General features: G+C 47.0%; 14 protein-coding genes and 1 riboswitch. Of the genes, 11 read left to right on the plus strand and 3 right to left on the minus strand.

Going from position 1 to position 17,893, the window contains the following annotated elements; translation table 11 throughout:
* Position 1 precedes the first annotated feature (1 nt).
* The gene (locus L4C35_RS17880; RefSeq protein WP_428464170.1) at positions 2 to 445 is read right to left on the minus strand and encodes a DUF2798 domain-containing protein; all 444 of its coding nucleotides are present in this window, start codon (positions 443 to 445) and stop codon (positions 2 to 4) included.
* 213 nt (positions 446 to 658) lie between these two features.
* Here L4C35_RS17880 and L4C35_RS17885 point away from each other — a divergent pair, with 213 nt between their 5' ends.
* The 4 genes from L4C35_RS17885 to thiQ all read left to right on the plus strand — a co-directional run bounded on the left by L4C35_RS17885 (position 659) and on the right by thiQ (position 5,034).
* A complete protein-coding gene (locus L4C35_RS17885; RefSeq protein ID WP_428464212.1) occupies positions 659 to 1,438 on the plus strand; it encodes a DUF547 domain-containing protein in 780 nt (259 codons plus the stop codon).
* Positions 1,439 to 1,494: 56 nt separating this feature from the next.
* Positions 1,495 to 1,614, plus strand: a riboswitch (TPP riboswitch).
* Between the two features lie 75 nt (positions 1,615 to 1,689).
* Entirely contained in the window at positions 1,690 to 2,712 is a 1,023-nt protein-coding gene (gene thiB, locus L4C35_RS17890; RefSeq protein ID WP_428464171.1) for a thiamine ABC transporter substrate binding subunit, read from the plus strand.
* A complete protein-coding gene (thiP, locus tag L4C35_RS17895; RefSeq protein WP_428464172.1) occupies positions 2,688 to 4,313 on the plus strand; it encodes a thiamine/thiamine pyrophosphate ABC transporter permease ThiP in 1,626 nt (541 codons plus the stop codon). The genes thiB and thiP overlap by 25 nt, the downstream gene beginning before the upstream one ends.
* A gap of 1 nt (position 4,314) precedes the next feature.
* The gene (thiQ, locus tag L4C35_RS17900; protein WP_428464173.1) at positions 4,315 to 5,034 is read left to right on the plus strand and encodes a thiamine ABC transporter ATP-binding protein; all 720 of its coding nucleotides are present in this window, start codon (positions 4,315 to 4,317) and stop codon (positions 5,032 to 5,034) included.
* A gap of 89 nt (positions 5,035 to 5,123) precedes the next feature.
* Here the strand turns inward: thiQ and L4C35_RS17905 are convergent, their stop codons facing one another.
* Positions 5,124 to 6,500, minus strand: coding sequence for a PhoH family protein (locus L4C35_RS17905; RefSeq protein ID WP_428464174.1), 1,377 nt, complete (start codon positions 6,498 to 6,500; stop codon positions 5,124 to 5,126).
* Positions 6,501 to 6,863: 363 nt separating this feature from the next.
* Here L4C35_RS17905 and rapA point away from each other — a divergent pair, with 363 nt between their 5' ends.
* On the plus strand, positions 6,864 to 9,782 hold the full coding sequence (gene rapA / locus L4C35_RS17910) for an RNA polymerase-associated protein RapA (RefSeq protein ID WP_428464175.1): 2,919 nt from the start codon (positions 6,864 to 6,866) through the stop codon (positions 9,780 to 9,782).
* A 127-nt stretch (positions 9,783 to 9,909) separates the two neighbouring features.
* On the plus strand, positions 9,910 to 10,734 hold the full coding sequence (gene rluA / locus L4C35_RS17915) for a bifunctional tRNA pseudouridine(32) synthase/23S rRNA pseudouridine(746) synthase RluA (protein WP_428464176.1): 825 nt from the start codon (positions 9,910 to 9,912) through the stop codon (positions 10,732 to 10,734).
* Between the two features lie 74 nt (positions 10,735 to 10,808).
* Here the strand turns inward: rluA and djlA are convergent, their stop codons facing one another.
* The gene (djlA, locus tag L4C35_RS17920; protein ID WP_428464177.1) at positions 10,809 to 11,651 is read right to left on the minus strand and encodes a co-chaperone DjlA; all 843 of its coding nucleotides are present in this window, start codon (positions 11,649 to 11,651) and stop codon (positions 10,809 to 10,811) included.
* A gap of 175 nt (positions 11,652 to 11,826) precedes the next feature.
* Here djlA and lptD point away from each other — a divergent pair, with 175 nt between their 5' ends.
* The 5 genes from lptD (at position 11,827) to apaG (ending at position 17,890) form a co-directional block, all read left to right on the plus strand.
* Positions 11,827 to 14,226, plus strand: a complete 2,400-nt coding sequence (gene lptD / locus L4C35_RS17925; RefSeq protein WP_428464178.1) for an LPS assembly protein LptD — start codon at positions 11,827 to 11,829, stop codon at positions 14,224 to 14,226.
* A gap of 79 nt (positions 14,227 to 14,305) precedes the next feature.
* Positions 14,306 to 15,622, plus strand: a complete 1,317-nt coding sequence (gene surA, locus L4C35_RS17930; RefSeq protein WP_428464179.1) for a peptidylprolyl isomerase SurA — start codon at positions 14,306 to 14,308, stop codon at positions 15,620 to 15,622.
* Positions 15,609 to 16,601 carry a 4-hydroxythreonine-4-phosphate dehydrogenase PdxA gene (gene pdxA, locus L4C35_RS17935; protein ID WP_428464180.1) on the plus strand — a complete coding sequence of 331 codons (993 nt, stop codon included), beginning with the start codon at positions 15,609 to 15,611 and terminating at the stop codon, positions 16,599 to 16,601. Before surA ends, pdxA begins: the two co-directional genes overlap by 14 nt.
* A complete protein-coding gene (gene rsmA, locus L4C35_RS17940) occupies positions 16,598 to 17,410 on the plus strand; it encodes a 16S rRNA (adenine(1518)-N(6)/adenine(1519)-N(6))-dimethyltransferase RsmA (protein WP_048899431.1) in 813 nt (270 codons plus the stop codon). Before pdxA ends, rsmA begins: the two co-directional genes overlap by 4 nt.
* A 99-nt stretch (positions 17,411 to 17,509) precedes the next feature.
* Positions 17,510 to 17,890, plus strand: a complete 381-nt coding sequence (gene apaG, locus L4C35_RS17945; protein WP_428464181.1) for a Co2+/Mg2+ efflux protein ApaG — start codon at positions 17,510 to 17,512, stop codon at positions 17,888 to 17,890.
* The last annotated feature ends 3 nt before the right edge of the window (positions 17,891 to 17,893 follow it).

The following is a 17,893-nucleotide window of genomic DNA, read 5'->3' on the forward strand; positions in this document are numbered from 1 at the left end:
ATTAACTTCTCTGAGGAGCTGAAAAATCTGGCATGTCGAACTTACGGAACACAAGCCAATGACAAAACGGGACCACAAGATACGCAGCAACCATACCAACAGGGATACCTACCGCAACGGCTTTTAACAAAATAACCATGTCGAAACCCATTCTCGGGATCAAAGCAAAAGGCACCATAATCAAACTCATGACCACAGACATTAAGAAGCTAAATACCGCCCCTTTTTTATGCTTAGAAAGATCTGGCGCATATTTGCTGATAAAAAAGCCAACCCCAATGCCAACGAAGGCACCCGCAGGAATAGTCAAAGGAAGTTGCATAAGCCAATTTAGCAGATCAAAAGGTTGGTTATAAGAGGTTAAAAAGATCAGATTCATTGCAAGGGAAAAAGTAACAGATACAAGCAAGCCAAACTTGCGACGATTGCGGTTGTTTACAGACATAAAAAAGCCTCTCATTTGGATTGAGAGGCGATAATATATAAACATTTTTGAAAATATCAGTCTAGTAATTTTGTTAAAAATTCCTATAAGGCAAGTTAAACAACCATCTAACAACTGTAAAACCTGTAATAAAAAGCCTTTCACCTCGGTCTAAAGTTATTAGGTTATTACTGATTAAAAAGGTTGATTATGCCGTCTCGTCTTTTACTTCCCTTGCACCTTGTTTTGGTAGCATTCATCTTGCTCGTCAGTAGCACTGTGTTCGCAGCCCCAAAAGCGGATTTATGGCCATACTGGCAAAGCAGTGATGAAACTAACTCCATGCCAATCAACCACCAGTTGTGGCAACAGACGCTTAATCACTACATAGTGCAGCAAGGGGAGCAAACGCTATTTAGCTATCACCAAGTCGATCAAGAGGGAAAATGGCAGCTTGATCGCTACATTCGAGAAATGAGTAAACTCAACCCGTTGGCATACCGCAAAGCGGAACAATTTGCCTACTGGATCAATCTGTATAACGCACTGACCGTCAAACTCATTGTTGATAATTACCCCGTCAAATCGATCACAAAACTCGGCGGCTTGTTTAGTTTTGGCCCCTGGGATGATGAAGTGGTCACCATCAACGGCAAAAAGCTCACCCTCAATGATATCGAGCACCGTATCTTGCGTCCGATTTGGCAAGACAAACGTATTCACTATGCAGTGAACTGTGCGAGTCTAGGTTGCCCTAACCTACAACCCCATGCCTTCACGGCCAGCAATAGTAACCACTTACTCGATCTAGCCGCCAAACAATTCATCAACAGTAAAAAAGGCGTTCTTAGCACGAATAACAAGACCCAGCTGTCGTCCATCTACGATTGGTATCAAGCAGACTTCGGCAACACAACGCAGCTCCAGCAACACTTAAATCAGTACCGCACCACACCTGTGGTACTCAAAACAATTGATTATGATTACGACTGGGCATTGAACGAGGCAAAATAATGCCAATCATTGTCTTCATGCCCTAGCAACACCACGCTTGCACTATTACAATGACGACGTTCTCATTGGGGAGCTAAATAGAAGGTTGACACTTTCTTTCGGCTGAGATTGCACACGCAGAACCCACAGAACCTGAACCAGCTAATACTGGCGTAGGAATTGAGAAGTCGCTAAGCATCGCCTATATCGCTAGGTATGCCCTTCAGCCGCCCTTTTCTCAACCCTCGCTCATTTGATTTATTGCCAGCAGGATGCAACGGCATCAGGAGCGCTTTGTGAAAAAACTACTACCTTTACTTACCTTAACACTCGCGAGCAGCAGTGTATTTGCCGCCGAACAAGACCCAAAAGCAACACTAACGGTTTACACCTATAGCTCATTTGCCTCAGATTGGGGCCCTGGCCCAGCCATTAAAACTGCATTCGAAGCAGAATGCGATTGTAACTTAAACTTAGTGGCACTCGATGATGGCGTGTCTATTCTTAACCGCGTGCGCTTGGAAGGTAACAACAGCAAAGCAGATATCTTATTAGGGCTTGATAACAACCTTATCGAAGAAGCTAAAAAAACCGGCCTGCTCGCGCAACATAAGGTCGATACCAGCAAAGTTACGCTACCAAATGGCTGGAATGACACCACCTTTGTGCCTTACGATTATGGTTACTTTGCCTTTGTTTACGACAGCACCAAGCTAAAGACCCCACCAAAGAGCTTAAAAGAATTAGTCGAGCGTGATGATCTGTCGATCCTTTACCAAGATCCTCGTACTTCAACCCCAGGCCAAGGCTTGATGCTGTGGATGAAATCGGTTTATGGCGATCAAGCAGCCAATGCCTGGCAGCAACTGGCCAAGAAAACAGTCACCGTCACCAAAGGTTGGTCCGAAGCCTATAGCATGTTCCTCAAAGGGGAAGCAGATATGGTGTTGTCATACACCACTTCTCCGGCTTACCACATCATCGCAGAACAAAAGAACCAATATATCGCAGCTGATTTCAGCGAAGGGCATTACATGCAAGTGGAAGTGGCCGCCAAACTTAAAAATAGCCCACACCCTAAGTTAGCCGATCAATTTATGGACTTCATTGTTAGTGATGGCTTCCAATCCAATATGGCCACAGGTAACTGGATGTACCCAGTAACAAATCAACAACTGCCTGACGGTTTTAACCAGCTGACCGTCCCAGCCAAAGCACTGGAATTTGATGCAACAGATGTTGCCAAGCAGCGCCGCAGCTGGATTCGCGAATGGCAACACGCCCTCACGCAATAAAGGCATTTCGTTTGAACACTCGCTTTACCTCGTTATTACCCGGCATCATGGCTGCTGGGTGCATCACCGCGCTAATGGTATTTGCCATTAGCGCCTTGTTTGGACACGCCGATGAACTATCCCCATTAACACTATGGCACGACCCCTATTTACGCCATGTTACTGGGTTTAGTTTCTACCAAGCATTCCTCTCAACCCTATTGAGTGTGGTGCCTGCGATCCCCGTCGCCTATGCACTTTCTCGCCGTCAATTTATTGGACGCGCCTTGTTGTTGCGGATCTTTGCCATGACACTGGTACTGCCCGTTTTGGTTGCCGTGTTTGGCTTACTGTCAATATACGGTAAAAGCGGCCTAATCAATCAATGGCTTGCCGTTATTGGTGTGGATATCCAGCTCAATATTTATGGTTTAAGCGGGATCTTACTGGCCCATATTTTTTTAAATCTGCCCCTCGCGGTACGTTTATTACTGCAAAGTTTAGAAGGGATCCCTCACGAGCAGCATCAGCTTGCTGCACATTTAGGAATGACCGGGTGGGACAAATTTCGTTTAGTCGCTTGGCCTCGGTTGCAACAACAACTACCGCACGTGATCGGCTTGATCTTTATGCTGTGTTTCACCAGTTTCGCGGTGATCATGTCACTGGGTGGCGGGCCTAAAGCCACTACCATTGAACTGGCGATTTACCAAGCCCTGCGTTACGACTTTGATCTGGCCGCAGGTGCTTTGCTGGCATTGTGGCAAATGCTACTGTGCAGCTCGTTAGTGTTAGTTTCACAACGTTTTGCTAAACCGTTAGCTACGCTGAGCGGCACGGTCAATCAAGCCCCTCATCACTACCAAGATACATGGCAGAGTAAACTCTGGGACGGTTTATGGATTAGCGGTGTGATCTTACTGGTTGCGCCTCCGCTCTTGTCTGTGATCACCGCAGGGCTTAATCAACAGCTGATTGCTCAATTAAGCTCAGCCAAGCTCTGGCAAGCTATCAGCCATTCATTACAGATCGCAGCCATGTCTTGTGTGATAGCCGTTGTCAGCGGTATTGCTATTTTACTGACCAGCCGTCAATGGCGATTACAACGCAAAAAGTGGGCCGCCGATGGCATTGAATTAATCGGCGCCATCATTCTGGTCACCCCAGGGTTAGTGCTCAGTACTGGGCTATTTTTGTTACTGCGCCAATATACCGATGCCTTTGCGATGGCCTTCTGGGTGGTAGTCACCGTCAATGCGCTAATGGCACTGCCTTATGTGATCAAAACACTCAGTCAGCCCATGCTCCATATTGCCCAACAATTTAACCCACTTTGCGCCAGTTTGGGGATGACAGGCTTGTCTCGGCTACGATTATTGGAATGGCGAGCATTACGCAAGCCGCTCTCGCAAGCCTTCGCTATCGGCTTTGTCTTATCGCTGGGCGATTTAAGTGCGATTGCCTTATTTGGCAGCCAAGACTTTAAAACCTTACCGCTGTATTTATTTGAATTATTAGGTAGCTATCAAATGGATGCTGCCGCCGTCGCCGCACTCTTGTTGCTCCTACTCAGCCTAGGCTTATTTACCCTGGTTGAAACTGCGCTGCTTAGGAAGAAATGATATGTTGAAGTTAGATCAGCTTACCCATAGCTACCAGCCCCATGCTGCTCATGGACAAGCCATGCATTTGTCCTTTTCACTCGAGGCGCAGCAAGGTGATATTGTGGCGTTAATTGGCCCAAGTGGCGCAGGGAAAAGTACCTTACTGGCATTGATTGCAGGCTTTCTTAAGCCGAATAGCGGCCAGCTCACCATCGCCAATCAGGTTATTGATCAACAAGCCCCCGCAGAGCGACCTTTGTCGATGCTGTTTCAAGAGCATAATTTATTTCCGCATCTCACCGTGTCTGAAAATATTGGGCTGGGAATGCACCCAGGGTTAAAACTGAGCCAAGCTGATAAAGAAGCTATCGTGGTTGCAGCAGCGCGAGTTGGCATTCAGCAATACTTAGATCGCCTCCCCGAGCAACTCTCTGGCGGCCAAAAACAACGCGTGGCGCTCGCGCGTTGTTTAGTGCGCCATCGCCCCTTGTTGCTACTTGATGAACCCTTTTCGGCTCTGGATCCCGCCCTGCGCAAAGAAATGTTAGAGCTAGTAAGAAGTCTCGCCCGCGAGCATAAGATCACGGTTCTCATGGTTACCCATAGCCCTGACGACGCCCTCAAGATTGCCAATAAGTGCGCGTTTATCACTAACGGCAGCATCACAGTATTTGGTGACACGCAGCCGATGCTGACACAACCACAGAATGCAGCGCTCAAGCACTACCTTGGCCATTAAAGGTAAACAATGTAGTAGAAAAAAGAGAAAGGGAGAACCCAAATGGTGTTCTCCCTTTTTGATATTCAGACTTTTAATTTAGGATAAAATTAGAGATTTTCTTCAGCAAATTCAGCCAAACGGCTACGTACAACGCCATTAAGATAAATATTGGCGCTTCCTTCGAAGTTTTTAAAGCGCTCAACGATATAAGTAAGCCCTGACGTTACAGGCGATAGGTAATTAGAATCAATCTGCGCAAGGTTACCCGAACAGACTAGCTTAGTGCCTTCACCACAGCGGGTGATGATGGTTTTGATTTGCGATGCGGTTAAGTTTTGGCACTCATCCAGCAATACAAACGCATTTTGGATGGAACGACCGCGCATGAAGTTTATCGATTTGAATTGAATATTGGCTTTATCGAAGATGTACTTCATCGAGCCATCCGTACATACATCATTTTTGTGAAGCGCTTCCATGGTATCGGTCACCGCCGCCAACCATGGCATCATTTTCTCTTCTTCCGTACCGGGTAAGAAACCAATCGACTCGGCAATTTCTGGCGTATTACGCGTGACAATAATTTTATCGTACATGCCCTTCTCAATGACTTGCTCTAATGCTGATGCCATTGCCAAAATGGTTTTACCACAGCCCGCAGGCCCCGTTAAAATCACTAAGTCGATATCAGGATCGAGCATGGCATCAAGCGCCATTCCTTGGTAGACATTTTTAGGGTGAATGCCCCATGCCTGACGATGCATTAATCGATCATGGCCTATGTCTTTCAATACCACACTTTCACCATCAATTTGCTTGATACGCGCAGCAAACTCGTGCTCTTCATCGATCAGATATTGATTAACGAACGGCTTATCAAACAAAGCAATAGGCAGTGTATGTAAGGTGGCACGGCCTCGACTTTCTGATTGGCACTCTCCCACTTGATCCCAGAAGCGACCAGGGTACTCAATAAAACCTTTGGTGAGTAAGCTAACATCATCGATCAACTGATCTGAACGATAATCATCAACGAAATACACCCCCGCACCTTTAGCGCGTAAACGCATATTGATGTCTTTGGTGATCAAGACTACATCACGTGGCGCATAGTGCTGCTGTAAGTGGAGTACAGCATTCAATATACGGTTGTCACCCGCTTTATCAGTAAATGCATGCACAGTTTCAGTGATCTCGTAATCCGCAAAGATAGCAATAGTGCCATTGTGTGCGGTTTGTTTTGAGAAAGGGATCCCCGCCGAGATCTGCTCGGGAGTCGCATCGTGGAAAATATCTTCTAACGCTCGAATCGCGACTCGGGCATCGCGAGCAACATCACGCTTGCTATCCTTGATGCGATCAAGTTCTTCGAGGACGGTCATCGGTATGACGACATCATGTTCTTGGAAGGAATAAATCGCGAGAGGCTCGTGTAGCAAGATATTAGTATCGAGAACAAAGACTTTCCGATCTGAATCGCCCATAGGCACCTCCTTGGTAACATTCAGGCAGTATTACATCTACCACCACTCTTTAAGCGTATGACAGTTATTGGCATTTGTTGCTTTTTCACAAAACTATCGCTCCTGTGACTCTATTAAAGACCGGATATTTTTAAATAAATGTGACAAAACTACTTTGTCGCATTCAGAACACTTTCACCGTGACCTCTTTCACATCATGCAGTAACATGACTCCCCTTTTTTCTGGTACGAATTCTGGCTTACACTTATAGCTACGTATTTTTGAGCGACATATGACACCTTGCGTGTTTCATGCTTCGCCAAAGCGCGAATACCAGATAACGCATTTTCAATTTTCAAAGAATTTAGAAGGTTTTAGCCACTATGCCATTTGCTTTGGGTCAACGTTGGATCAGTGATACTGAAAGTGATTTAGGATTAGGTACCGTTGTCGCCTGTGATGCACGTACTGTCAGCCTAATGTTCTCCGCGAGTGAAGAGAGCCGCCTGTATTCCCGAAACGAAGCCCCTGTAACCCGCGTGATGTTCAACGTGGGCGATGTGGTTGAAAGCCATGAAGGTTGGTCTTTAAACGTTGAACGCGTCGATGAAGACGGTGGTGTATTCACTTACGTGGGTACACGCACCGATACGGGTGAAGAAGACGTTAAGTTACGTGAGATTTTCCTTAATCACCAAATCCGCTTCAACAAGCCACAAGACAAACTCTTTGCAGGTCAAATCGATCGTATGGATCGCTTTGCACTGCGCTACCGTGCGCTAAAAAACCAATACGAACAACATAAGAGCCCACTGCGTGGATTATGTGGCATGCGCGCCGGTTTAATTCCTCATCAGCTGTTCATCGCCCATGAAGTCGGGCGCCGTTATGCACCGCGTGTATTGCTGGCCGATGAAGTAGGTTTAGGTAAAACCATTGAAGCTGGCATGATCATCCACCAGCAAGTGTTGTCAGGCCGTGCTGAACGTATTTTGATCTTGGTACCAGAAACCCTACAGCACCAATGGCTAGTTGAGATGATGCGTCGCTTTAACCTGCACTTCTCTATTTTTGATGAAGAACGTTGCGTTGAAGCTTATGCCGATTCAGCCAACCCATTCGATACCGCGCAATACGTCCTATGTTCATTAGACTTCCTGCGTAAGAGTCGTCGCCGTTTTGAACAAGCGCTGGATGCCGATTGGGATCTTTTAGTTGTCGATGAAGCCCACCACCTTGAGTGGAGTGAAGACAAACCAAGCCGCCAATACCAAGTGGTAGAAGCGATTGCTGAAAAAACACCAGCGGTATTACTGCTAACGGCAACGCCTGAGCAACTTGGCCACGAAAGTCACTTCGCCCGTTTACGCCTACTGGATCCTGATCGTTTCTACGATTACCAAGCGTTTGTTGAAGAAGAGCGCCAGTACGCGCCCGTTGCCGATGCGGTATCACGCCTATTATCGGGTGAGAAGCTTGATAACGACGCGAAAAACACATTGGCTGAACTGCTGTCCGAGCAAGATATCGAGCCAATGCTACGCATTATCGAATCAAGCAGTGCTGATGATGAGCAAAGCCAAACCGTACGTCATGAGCTGATCGATAACTTAATGGATCGCCATGGTACAGGGCGTGTGCTATTCCGTAATACCCGCTCTGCAATTAAAGGCTTTCCAACCCGTCATCTAAACCTTTACCCACTGGCGATGCCAACCCAGTACACCACTGCGATGCGTGTTGCGAACATGATGATGGGCAAAGTCAGCGATGAAGAAAAAGTGCTGAAACTGCTTTACCCTGAAGACATCTTCCAAGAATTTGAAGGGGAATCAGCCACATGGTGGAACTTCGATCCACGTGTAAACTGGTTACTTGATACGCTCAAAGCCAACCGCAATGAAAAAGTGTTAGTGATTTGTTCTCGCGCCCAAACGGCATTAACACTAGAACAGGCACTGCGCGAGCGTGAAGGTATTCGCTCTACCGTGTTCCACGAAGGCATGTCAATCATCGAGCGCGATAAAGCCGCAGCGTACTTCGCCCAAGAAGAAGACGGCGCACAAGTGCTGCTGTGTTCTGAAATCGGCTCTGAAGGGCGTAACTTCCAGTTCGCGAATCAGTTGGTGATGTTTGATCTACCAAACAACCCCGATCTGCTTGAGCAACGCATCGGCCGCTTAGACCGTATTGGTCAGAAACGTGATATCGAAATTCATGTTCCTTTCCTTGAAGGTACCTCGCAAGCCCTACTAGCACGCTGGTTTAACGAAGGCCTTAATGCCTTTGAAGAGACTTGCCCAACAGGTCGTGCGGTATACGATCACGTTCGTAGTGACCTGATTGCTTTACTGACCAGCAATGAACATAGCAGTGAAGCACTCGATGCCTTGATTGAGCAAAGTGCCACCATGCACAACGAGCTGAAATCGAAACTAGAGCAAGGCCGTGACCGTCTATTGGAAATTCACTCAAACGGTGGTGATGCAGCAAACGAGCTCGTCGACCGTATTTCAGCCAAAGATGGCGATACCAACTTGGTGACTTTCGCCCTAGGTCTGTTTGATACCATCGGCTTAAACCAAGATGACAAAGGCGAAAATGCCATTGTCGTTTCGCCGTCAGAACACATGATGGTCGCCAGCTACCCTGGCTTACCTTATGACGGTTGTACTATCACTTTTGATCGTGATACCGCACTTTCGCGAGAAGATCTTCACTTCCTGAGCTGGGAGCACCCGATGATCCAAGGCGGTATTGATTTACTGCTCTCTGAAGGGGTCGGCACCACTGCGGTTTCCTTGTTGAAGAACAAGGCGCTGCCAGCGGGTACACTGCTGCTTGAATTGGTCTACGTGGTTGACGCCCAAGCACCAAAACAATCGGGGATTGGTCGCTTCTTGCCGCAAACACCGATTCGTATTTTGCTGGATGCCAAAGGTAACAACCTATCGGCACAAGTGGAATTTGAAGGCTTTAACCGCCAGCTCAGCCCTGTTAATCGCCACCTTGGTAGCAAGTTGGTAAACTCGGTACAAAAAGAAGTACACGTACTGATTGAACACGCAGAGCAAGTGATCGCCAAAGAAGCGGTGACCATTCGTGAAAATGCACAAGCTGAGATGGAAAGCACCTTACGTGCCGAGCTTGATCGTCTGCAAGCATTGAAAGCAGTGAACCCAAATATTCGTGATGATGAGCTAGAGCTAATTGAATCACAGATCCAAGACCTGACTACATACATCAGTAAGGCGCAGGTACAGTTAGACTCACTACGCTTAATCGCAGTCAGTCATAACTAAAACGGCTCTGGGTTTCACAACCATTGAACGGATAAGCCAAGACCGTATCGTGCTAGCATGATGCGGTCTTTCCTTATCACAAACACATTAAACCACGTCCAATCTGGATAATCAGATCGAGCATGCTATGAACCCATTACCAGTACTGGATTACCATCCCCCTCTCGACCCTTGGCTTGATATTTTGTATCAAGACGATGACTTTATTGCCTTAAATAAACCCGCAGGGTTACTGTCGAACCCAGGACGACTGCCAGAGCACAACGACAGTATTTACAGCCGAGTACGCCGTGATCACCCGGATTCACATATTGTGCACCGTTTAGATATGGGCACCTCAGGCTTAATTATTATGGCGCTGAACAAGGCGGCAGAACGCGACTTACACGCACAATTTCGCGAGCGCTTAACTCATAAGGTTTATTACGCGCTGGTTTGGGGGCATATCGAGCAAGATGAAGGTTCGGTGGATTTACCCTTGATTTGTGACTGGCATAACCGCCCTCGTCAAAAAATCTGCCACACAGACGGTAAACCCTCACTCACCCATTACAATGTCGTGCGGCGTAACCCTGATAATACGACCTTAGTACGACTATTGCCGATCACTGGCCGCTCTCATCAGTTACGCTTACACATGATGGCGTTAGGTCACCCAATCATAGGTGATGAGTTTTATGCCAATGATGAAGCAAAAGCAATGTCACCTCGGTTGAACTTGCATGCAACAGAGCTATGCCTGTACCACCCAGCGACTAATCAGCCGACCCACCTTTTTGCACCTTGTGATTTTTACCCTGATGCGCCAACACAAACGCTGCCACTCAATACGCCGCGGCCTGAAGAACCTGAACGCCAATCACGCCGTGCTAAACGTGCTGAAAAGCGTAAAATTCACGAAGCATTAGTCGCTCGTGCATTATTAGCCCGAGAACAATCAGGATCGAACTAATCAATAACAATATTGAGAACATAAAAAACGGGCGCCCCATGTTAGGGCGCCCGTTTTACATTCCATTCGATATATTACTTATCGTGCTTTTCTTTTCGGATCAGATCATAAGCGGCTTGAAGTTCTTGCGTTTTTTGCTTCGCCAGTTCCATCATCTCTGGTGGTAACCCTTTTGCCGCCAGCTTATCAGGGTGATGTTCATTCATCTGCTTACGATAAGCACGTTTAAGCTCTTGTGCCGACGCAGTTGGGCTCACCCCTAATACATCATAAGCTGCCGCCAACTGATCTTTACTTGGTGGTGCTTTAAAGCCCCCGGCACCTTGCTGTTGCTGATGGAAGCCCCCCTGCTGGAAACGAAACGCCGCTTCTTGCATATGAAGACGCTGCTCTAATTGACGCTCAGAGAAGCCAAGGTAGCGAGCGATAACATGCAATAGTTGACGTTCATTAGGGTGAAGCGAGCCATCCGCAAACGCAGCTTGGATTTGTAACTCTAGGAAAAATTGCAGTAAATCTGCACGCCCAGCACAGTTTTGACGTACACGCTGCAAGGTTTCTTCTAACGGAAAATCATCATTTTTACCGTCACGAAACGCATTTTGCGCCTGACGGCGAGATTCGCCCTGTAACCCCATACGCTCCATGATTGCGGTGGCGACACGGATTTCTTCTTGCGTCACGCGCCCTTTCGCTTTGGCCACATGCCCCATCACGGCAAAGCCAGCATGGAAAAAATCGGCCTGACGTTCCGCTTGGCTTGCTTGACTGCCGCCAAACCCACCAAATCCGCCACCATAAACATTTCGTCGTGCTTTATCGAACTTATGGCCTAAAAATAGGCCTAAGAACAAACCAAAAGGGCCACCAAGAAGGAAACCAAAAAATGCACCAAGTATTTTGCCCCACACCTGCATTCGATACTCTCTGGTAATTTGCTAAATTTAAAATATATTTAGCTCGACAACATCGTCGAAAACGTGCTGTCGAGTAGAATTTGCATTATGATAGCTGTCATTTATCGGGAATGCTTGTAAAAAGCGCCACCAATTCGCGACGCAACAAAAATTCAATACAGGAATGTGAAATTAAATGTCATTAACCTCCCGCAGCATACTTGCAACCATGATTAGCCTTGCCCTTTATGGACCGGCGATGGCAGATGACAATCCACAAGCCACAAACAAGACCAATAACGATACAACAAAAGCAGCCTCATCAGCCGCTCAGCAACCTGAGCCAGAGACGCTTGATGTATCGCTATCCGAACTTGAAATGGTCAAAGGCACCTGTATCGCACCACAAAATCGTACGGCTGAACCTGACGAACAACCCGTTCACATTTCAGCCGATCAGGCGACGGCGGAAAGTGCCATTGCAATCACCTATTCAGGTGATGTGGTCGTGAAACAAGGCCACCGCACTGTAGCCGCAGATACTGCTACCTATCACCAACCTGATAATAGTGTCACCGCAGAAGGTAACGTCTACTTCCATGATGGTGGCATGGAAGTCTATTCCGACCGCTTAGAAAGTGATTTAGACACTGAAGACTCCGAAATGGAGAATGCCGTCTACAACATGACCTGTGAGCCAGGCCGTGGTGAAGCTGAAAAAGTAATCAAAGATGGTTTGGAATATTACCGCCTAAAAAATGGTACCTACACCACCTGCCCAGCCGATGATCAAAGTTGGCGTTTTTCAGCAACCAGTATCGAACGCGAAACCGATTCACCCTTCGCTAACTTATACAACGCCCGCTTTGAAGTCGCAGACGTGCCAATTTTTTACTTACCGTACCTGCGCGTGCCTGTCGGGAGCGAACGTTTAACCGGCTTTTTGTACCCGAATATTAAACTAAACTCGCGTGATGGTTTCACCGTACAAACGCCATTTTATTGGAATATCGCGCCTAACTACGATATGACAATTACCCCTAAGTACATGACAAGTCGTGGTTTACAGCTCAACACTGAATTCCGTTATTTGACAGTCTTTGGTTCAGGTAGCCTAAAAAGCGAGTACCTAGGCAGTGACCAAAAGTTCCCAGATAAGGGCAGTCGCTGGGCATTCAACGTTAGCCATCGAGGTGTTTATCAAAGCCACTGGCTATTTGAAGTTGATTACAGCAAAGTTAGCGATGTTACTTACTTTAACGATCTCGACTCTAACGTTGGTAAGCGTGAAGACAACAACCTGTTGCAAACAGCGGAAGCGTCCTATCGGGCGCAAAATTGGGATGCGACGTTACGGGTGCGTGACTTCCAACCACTGACATCCGGTACGTCATCAAACTACCGCTTAATGCCACAAGTGGAAGCGAACTATTATCGTCCTGATCTGCCTTATGGTTTCGATTTTTCAATGAACAGCCATATCAGCCGCTTTGAAAATGATGACCCAAATAAACCATCAGCCGATCGTTTGCATCTAGAGCCAACATTAACACTGCCGTACTCGACGCCTTGGTGGTCTATCACCTCTGAAGCTAAGCTCATGTATAGCTATTACAATCAGAGTTTTGATAAAAATGTCAGTGCGAACCAAGATTTAGAAGAGAGCGTCTCTCGCCTGATCCCCAGCGCACGGATCCACTCAGGTTTATACCTTGAGCGCAATACCAGTATTTGGGGCGATGCCTACACCCAAAGCTTAGAACCGCAGGTTCAGTATCTGTACGTGCAAAACGTTGATCAAAGAAGCATTTATGATGCATACGACACCACACTGCTGCAAACCGACTATTACGGTCTGTTCCGTGATAAACGTTATTCCAGTGTCGATCGCATTGCCGCAGCCAACCAGTTTACGGTAGGTGCATCGACCCGGTACTTTGATAATCAATATGTGGAGCGCTTTAATCTCTCGATTGGGCAGATTTTCTATTTGAACCCGGGCGCAGCTGACATTGATAGTAGCAGTAACACAACAGCACCAAGCTACTCAGCAACGGCGTTAGAGTCTGACTTTAACTATGATGATTGGCTATTTTTCCATGGCGGCTTACAGTATGACGCAGGTAGTAATGCCATCCAATTTGCCAATTCTACCTTGGAATATCGCGAGTCAAGTTTCTTTACCCAAATGAACTACCGTTATGTATCGAAAGAGTATATCAAGAGCAGTTTGGAAGATAATGACCAAATAGATAACTATACAAAGGATGGTATCTCACAAGCAGGGATTGTCACTGGTTTCCCCATTTATGGCGGCCTAAGTGTACGTGGTGATTATTATCGCGACCTCACTGAAAACCAGATGATTGAGAGCCAAATATCCATGAGCTACCGAACCTCTTGTTGGCTAATCACCTTGGGTTATAACAAATACTTAGTTGCCCGAGGCAATGTAAACTCCGATCCCGCAACGTATGAAAGTAACGTCAGCGTGTCCTTTGCTTTACTGGGGCTTGCTGGTGTTAATAGTTTTGGCGCATCAACGGCGAAAGGTAATGCGATCGGTTACGGTCAACCATTTAACCTAAACAACTAATTACATATTCTGGTGTCTAACGCGTAGCGTTCTATACATCACGATAAATTTACGCGCACTGCGCAACATGGAAATCAGTATGAAGAAGTGGAAGTCCTCACTACTAGGCTTAATGATATGGGGCGCAGCGGCAAGTAGCTTCGCTGCACCAACGGAAATGGATAAAGTTGTCACCATTGTCAATGACAGCGTCATTTTGCAAAGTGATATTGATGCAATGCTAAAGACCGTCCGTCTTAATGCGGCCGATCAAAACCAAGCATTGCCAGCAACGGACGTGCTGACCGAGCAGGTCAAAGAAAAGCTGATCATTGAAGCGCTGCAAATTCAGCAGGCTGAGCAATTTGGGATTCGTATCGACGATAACAAACTGGATCAATCGATCCAACAGATGCTCAAGCAACAACAAATGACGCTGCCTCAGCTCCAGAAAAAACTGGCAGCAAGTGGGATCAGCTATGCGATGTTCCGCGAGCAAATGCGTCGTGATATTACCGCCAGTGAAGCCCGTACGATCCAAGTACGTCGCCGCATTAACATTCTACCGCAAGAAGTCGACACCCTTGCCGATCAGCTTAACGCTCAGAACTTACAAGGCGTGCAATACAACGTCAGCCATATCCAAATTCGGGTAGAAGATGATGCTGATAAAGCAGAGCGTGGCGATGCTGAACAACAAGCAAAAACCTTGGTTAAAGAGCTCAATAACGGCGCTGACTTTGCCAACCTAGCCTATAGCTACTCGAAAGGGCCAAAAGCGCTTCAAGGTGGTGAATGGGGCTGGATGCGCCAAGAAGAAATGCCAACTATCTTTGCCGATGAAATTAAATCTCACGGTAAAGGCGCAATCATTGGTCCATTTCGCAGTGGCATTGGCTACCACATCATCAAAATTAATGATGTAAAAGGGCTAGAAACCGTTTCTGTGACAGAAGTAAAAGCCCGTCATATCTTGGTGAAAACTTCGGTGATCCAAAGCGATGAAGCAGCGAAACGTCAACTAGAACAAGCCCGTCAAGCAATTCTTTCTGGCGATCAAACCTTTGCAGCAGCGGCTGAAGCACTTAGTGCCGATCCTGGCTCAGCGGCCAATGGTGGTGAGCTAGGCTGGCATACACCGGATATTTACGTACCAGAATTTAAAGATAAAGTTGAAACGATCAGCGAAGGTGTTATCAGCGAACCTTTTAAAACGGTTCATGGTTGGCACATCGTTGAAGTCATGGATCGTCGTAATGTCGACCGTACTGACGCAGCCGTGAAAAACCGTGCCTACCAAATTCTGTTTAGCCGTAAATTCAACGAAGAAGCACAAGCATGGCTGCAAGAGTTGCGTGCCGGTGCATATATTGAGCAGTTAGATAATAACGAGGGCGGTGATGATGAGCGAAGTTAAGCGCCTTGCGATTACTCCAGGCGAACCTGCGGGGATCGGCCCAGATTTAGTACTCGCCATGGCTCAACATGATTGGCCGCATGAGCTTGTTATTTGTGCTAACGCCCAGCTTATGGTAGAACGTGCAGCCCAACTAGGTTTGGATATTACGCTGAAAGAGTACAACGCGTCACAACCTGCCCAACCACACCAAGCTGGTACATTGGTGGTGGCGAACTGTGAGCTCGCGGCGGTAGTAACACCAGGTACGCTCAATGAGAAAAATGGCCACTATGTACTGCAAACGCTAGCGCGCGCAGCACAAGGGTGTATGAGTGGTGAATTTTCTGCTGTCGTGACAGGGCCAGTACACAAAGGTGTCATTAACCGTGCGGGTGTTTCGTTCAGTGGCCATACCGAATTTTTTGCCCAGCAGTCAGACACGGCTCAAGTCGTTATGATGCTGGCAACAGAAGGATTACGTGTTGCACTCGTTACAACACATATTCCTTTAGCATACGTATCAAAAGCAATTACTGAAGAACGTTTAAAAGATGTCATTCGAATTTTGCACAGTGATTTAGTCACCAAATTTGGTATTGAGCAACCTAACATTTATGTCTGTGGTTTAAACCCACATGCAGGGGAAGATGGCTGTTTAGGCATGGAAGAGATCGAGGTGATCACCCCTACGCTTGAGCAACTTCGCCAGCAAGAAAATATGAATCTGATTGGCCCATTGCCCGCAGATACAATTTTCCAAGAAAAATATTTAGCTGATGCCGATGCGGTATTGGCGATGTATCACGATCAAGGGCTACCGGTGCTGAAATATAAAGGCTTCGGTAATTCGGTCAACATTACGTTAGGCCTGCCCTTTATCAGAACTTCAGTAGATCATGGTACCGCACTGGAACTCGCAGGTACTGGACAGGCGGACACGGGTAGCCTTTGGACAGCGCTATCACACGCCCTCGAATTGGTAGAAAAACAAGCATGAGCAGCGATCAAGTCCACCTAGGTCACCGCGCGCGTAAGCGCTTTGGCCAGAACTTTTTGAACGACCCTTTTATCATTGATGGCATCGTATCTGCGATCAACCCTCTTCCAGGTCAAAACTTGGTAGAAATCGGCCCAGGCCTTGGTGCTATTACCGAGCCTGTTGGCAAACTTGTCGATAAATTTACGGTTATCGAACTTGATAGAGACTTAGCCGAGCGCCTACGTAACCACCCTGATCTAGCAGATAAGCTAACGATCAATGAAGGTGATGCGATGCGTTTTGACTTTACTCAACTGATTAAAGAAAACAACAAACTGCGTATTTTCGGTAACCTACCGTACAACATCTCTACGCCGCTAATGTTCCACCTATTCTCGTTCCATGAGCACGTGCAAGACATGCACTTCATGCTACAAAAAGAAGTGGTTAACCGCCTAGCCGCGGGCCCAGGCAGCAAAGCGTATGGCCGTTTAACGGTGATGGCACAATACTACTCTAAGGTAACCCCTGTACTGGAAGTGCCGCCAGAGTCGTTTACACCGGCACCAAAAGTTGACTCAGCCGTTGTGCGTTTAACGCCGTATGAAACACTACCGCATCCATGTACTAACCTTAAGTGGCTAGACCGTGTTTGTCGTGAAGGCTTCAACCAACGCCGTAAAACAATTCGTAACTGTTACAAAGCCCTACTGACTGTAGAGCAACTGGAAGCACTAGGTATCAACCCTGGTCACCGTCCAGAAAATATCACGTTAGAGCAATTTGTTGCTATGGCTAACTGGCTGGATGCCAACCACGCTAAATAACGGATTCGACAGCCTCTCATGAGGCTGTCAGCTTACCCTCTTGGTATTCGTGTATTTTGTCTGTCGCAGGGGAAATACAAAGAGAAAGGAAGCAAGCCAATGAAAACGCTCAATCCAACAATCAAATGCCACGTCACTACCCACTACCTTGCTGAACAGTCCGAACCAGACAACCAACGTTTCGTTTTTTCCTACACCATTACCATCGCCAATCTTGGTCAAGGCAACGCCCAACTGCTCAATCGCTACTGGTTAATCACAGACGCTAATGGCAAGCAACTCGTCATTGAAGGTGAAGGTGTTGTCGGTGAACAACCACTGATCACGGCTAACGATGAGTATACCTATACCAGTGGTACTATCATTGAAACCCCAGTCGCAGTGATGCAAGGCCGCTATACCATGCAAACAGATGATGGTGAAACCTTCAGCGCTGATGTTGCACCTTTTCGACTCGCTATTCCCAATATTTTACATTAAGGA

The organism is Photobacterium kagoshimensis, assembly GCF_050337045.1.
Classification (GTDB): Bacteria; Pseudomonadota; Gammaproteobacteria; order Enterobacterales; family Vibrionaceae; genus Photobacterium; species Photobacterium kagoshimensis.